This window comes from Jatrophihabitans sp. (assembly GCF_046262535.1).
GTDB lineage: Bacteria > Actinomycetota > Actinomycetes > Mycobacteriales > Jatrophihabitantaceae > Jatrophihabitans.
Genome location: NZ_JBHEMO010000125.1, coordinates 1 through 3826 on the forward strand (window position 1 = coordinate 1; position 3826 = coordinate 3826).

Annotated in this window: 4 protein-coding genes and 1 pseudogene; all 5 read left to right on the top strand. The window is 68.6% G+C overall.

What is annotated here, in order from left to right; all coding sequences use genetic code 11:
• Nucleotides 1-192, top strand: a 192-nt coding sequence (locus ABR571_RS16820) for a hypothetical protein (protein ID WP_409454362.1), incomplete at its 5' end; no start/stop codon positions are given.
• The gene (locus ABR571_RS16825) at nt 189-1304 is read left to right on the top strand and encodes a hypothetical protein (protein ID WP_409454363.1); all 1116 of its coding nucleotides are present in this window, start codon (nt 189-191) and stop codon (nt 1302-1304) included. The genes ABR571_RS16820 and ABR571_RS16825, both read left to right, overlap by 4 nt.
• 177 nt (nt 1305-1481) lie before the next feature.
• On the top strand, nt 1482-2387 hold the full coding sequence (locus ABR571_RS16830; RefSeq protein WP_409454364.1) for an alpha/beta hydrolase: 906 nt from the start codon (nt 1482-1484) through the stop codon (nt 2385-2387).
• Nucleotides 2384-3229: an SDR family NAD(P)-dependent oxidoreductase gene (locus tag ABR571_RS16835; RefSeq protein WP_409454365.1), complete on the top strand. Its 846-nt coding sequence runs from the start codon at nt 2384-2386 to the stop codon at nt 3227-3229. The genes ABR571_RS16830 and ABR571_RS16835 overlap by 4 nt, the downstream gene beginning before the upstream one ends.
• Before the next feature lie 7 nt (nt 3230-3236).
• Nucleotides 3237-3826: pseudogene (locus ABR571_RS16840) on the top strand (ferritin-like domain-containing protein); the annotation flags it as partial.

The window sequence follows — 3826 nt, forward strand, 5'->3', positions numbered from 1 at the left end:
AGCAAAGCCCTCGGGGCCTCTCCGCCTGAAACCGTGGCGGCGCTGGCTTCGGACGTCCTCGAGCGACTGGCGAACCAGATTGACGTTGCCCGCAGGCGCCAGGCCGAGGTGATGGCCGAATCAGTTCGCGTCGCAGTCGAGGGCGTACCTCTGCCGGTGCGCGGAATCGTGCGGAAGGCGTTGCTCGGATGACATCGCCCACGGCCGGCAGCCGCCACTGCGGTCGTATCGCCCGTCTTCTCGGCGTCGAGGCTACTGAGGTCATCGGTCTGGACGACATTTCCGAGGCCGATCTCGCGATCTTGCACGACCAGATCAGCAACGCCCTGTTCGCGGACGGGCACACGCAGTTCGCGAACGTGGCGGGTCTTTCCAAGATGTTGCCGGGCTCTGTCGCCGGCAAGCTCGCTGAGAAATTTCTACCTCCTGTGCTTGCCGCACGAGTCGCTGAGCTTCTCGAACCGAACCGGGCCCGTGACCTGGTCACCCGGGTGTCCGTCCGCTACCTCGGCGACCTATCGCTCGTTCTCGATCCGGTCCGTTCCAAACCGGTCGTGCAAGCCATCCCGGCGCCGCGCGTCGGGGAAGTCGCGCGCGAACTATTCGATCGCGGCGAGTACGCGGCCATGGCCGAGTTCGTCGGCACGGTCACCGTCGATGCCTTGTTTGCCGCACTCGGTGCGGCGACACCGCGCGACCTGCTCGCTGTCGTCCCGCTGCTGGAATGGAACGACAACCTCGACCACGTCATCGCCAACCTGCCCGCCGAGCAGGTCACCGGCATCGTCGCCGAACTCGACCCGGTCGAGCTGGCCGACCTCGCGCTGGCGTTGGACCCCAGCCGGTTCGGACCGATCGTGCACGCCGTCCCCGTCGAAACAGTGCAGGCGATCGCCGCGGAACTGTTCCAGCGCGGCGAGTACGCCGGTATGGCCGCCTTCGTCGGCGTCGTCACCCCCGACATGCTCCACGCCGCCCTCGGCGTCGCCAGCGGACACGATCTGCTCGCGGTCGTCCCGCTGCTGGAATGGAACGCGAACCTCGACCACGTCATCGCCACCGCTGCGGTCGCGCAGATCGATGGCGTGTTCGAGGCGATGATCGCTGACGACCTGTGGGCACAGGGCAGCGAGTTGATGGATCAACTCACCCCCGAGGCTCAACAGCACTTGCTGAGCCGAGTTGGCGAGCTGTCCGAGACCAACTTCGCGGCGCTCCAAGCCGCCGCTGCCGCGGACAAGCTCAGCGCCAAGTCGCGCGAGCTCGTGGATGCGGCAACCCGACGGCGAACGATGGCCGTCTAGCCCATTGTCGACCGTGCCATTGACTAATGGCACGTTCGCTGCTGTACTCAGGGTGTGTCAGCGACGACGTTCCACCCTCGCCCGGCGTCGCATCGAGCCCGGCTGGTCGCGGGTACCACCCGCGTAACGTTGGGGCCCACGGCGGCCGTTCTGCCCTCGAACGCGGTGGGCGTCGCCGTGGCGCGGGTGGTCCTGTCCCGCGCGATGGCCACGTTCGGCACAATCCCTGCCGGCACCCGGTTCGAGAGTGTCGACGAGCCAGGCCCGGGCGGGCGGGTGCGCGGTGAATGGGTCCGCGCCGCGGGAGTTGACCGCAGCGATGCGGTGCTCTACTACATCCACGGCAGCGGCTACGCGCTGTGCTCGGCTCAGACGCACCGTTCGCTGACTTCGCGGCTGTCTGCGTTCACCGGATTGCCGGTGTTCGCGGTGGATTACCGGCTCGCGCCGCGGCACCGCTTCCCCACCGCCGCCGAGGATGCGCGCCGCGGTCTCGACTGGCTGCTCGAGCGTGGTCACCGCGCCGAGCAGGTGGCGCTGGCCGGCGATTCGGCAGGCGGGCACCTCGCCATCGACCTGTGCCTGAACCTGCGGCGTGCCGGCCGCCCGCTGCCGGCGGCGCAGCTGCTGCTCTCGCCGCTGGTCGACGCCACGATGGGCTTGGCCCTCGCGCGGGAACAGGCGCAACGCGACCCGATGTGCTCGGCCGCGGCGGCGCGGCGCCTCATCGCGCTCTACACCGCTGACACCGATCCGATGCACGCGCGGCTGGCCCACGTCATCGCGGCCGACGAGGCATTGCCGCCGACACTGATCCAAGCCGGCGGAACGGAGATGCTCGCCGCGGACGCGCACCAGGTGCACCGGATGCTCACCGCGTCGGGCACCGTGTGCGAGTTGCAGGTGTGGCCGGGGCAGATGCACGTCTTTCAGGCGATGCCGCGCCTGGTGCCCGAAGCCGACGACGCGCTGCAGCGCGGCGCCCGATTCCTCGCCGACGCCCTCGGCGCGCAGGCCACGCTGCCTGCGCGGCACCGCCGCCGCATCCCACGCCTGCAGGTCGTCGACAGGAGAACAGCATGATCGGACTCAACTCGGGTCACCGCCGAAGCCGCGACGCCAACGCGGTCGTCACCGGCGCCGGCAGCGGCATCGGTCAGGCTTTCGCCGTCGAGATCGCCCGCCGTGGCGGCAGCGTCGTCGTCAGCGACATCAACGAATCGGCGGCGCAACGCACCGTCGACGTCATCACCGATCAAGGCGGCAAGGCGATGGCACTGCGGTGCGACGTCTCGTCCCCGCAGGAGGTCGCGGTGCTGTCTCGCGAGGCGCAGGGCTGGTTCGTTGGCCCCCCGACGCTCGTCGTGAACAACGCCGGCGTCGGCGCCGGTGGCCAGATGATCGGGGACACGCCGCTGGAGGACTGGCGCTGGACGATGGGCATCAACCTGTGGGGAGTCGTGCACGGCTGCCACGAGTTCGTACCGCTGCTGCGCGCGGCCGGCTACGGCGGCATCATCAACGTCGCCTCCGCCGCCGCATTCGGTGCCGCACCGCGGATGGCCCAGTACAACGTCAGCAAAGCCGGCGTGCTCGCGCTGTCGGAGACGCTGTCGGCCGAACTCAGCGGCACCGGCGTGCACGTCAGCGTGGTGTGCCCCACGTTCGTCAAGACCAACATCCTCGACAACGGCCGCATCACCGCGGACTTGACCGCACTCGCGGCCCGGCTGATGCGCCTATCCGGCGTCTCGGCTACGCGCGTCGCGCGCACCACCCTCGACGCGCACGACCGCGGCGCGCTGTACGTGGTCCCGCAACCGGACGCCAAGGCCGCCTGGGCGATGAAACGCCACCTGCCCCGCACCTACACCCGCGGCGCCGGGCTGCTCGCCCGCGTCGGACCCCTCAACGACGGAGGCTGAACTCACCATGGCGATGGACATGGACGACATGCTGGCCAAGATCAAGGACCGCCAGTGGGCACTGGCCGACATCGACTGGGACGCGCCCGGCGCGGAAACCATCTCCGATGACTTCCGGCCCAAACTGAAGGCGTTCATGGCCGACCTGTGCTGGATCGAGAACGTCGGCGCCCGCGGCTTCGCCGCCATGGCCAAGAAGGCACCGACCCCGACGCTGGCCGAGATCTACCGGTACTTCCACGCCGAAGAACAACGCCACGCCAACGCCGAACTCGCGCTGATGAAGCGCTGGGACATGATCGACGGTGACGAACTGCCCGAGCCCAGCGTGAACATCCGCCTCGCGATCGAGTGGCTGGACAAATACTCCGACGACATGTCGCTGTCCGTGCTCGGCACCGTCATCCCCATGCTCGAAGTCGCCCTAGACGGGGCCCTGTTGAAATTTCTGCTCGACGAGGTGCACGACCCCGTCTGCCACCAAGTATTCGAGAAGATCAACAACGACGAGTCGCGGCACATCGCCGTCGACTTCGAAGTGCTGGACATGATCGGGCACGCCAAGGCCCGAAAGCTCGCGATCCAGTTCGTCAGCAG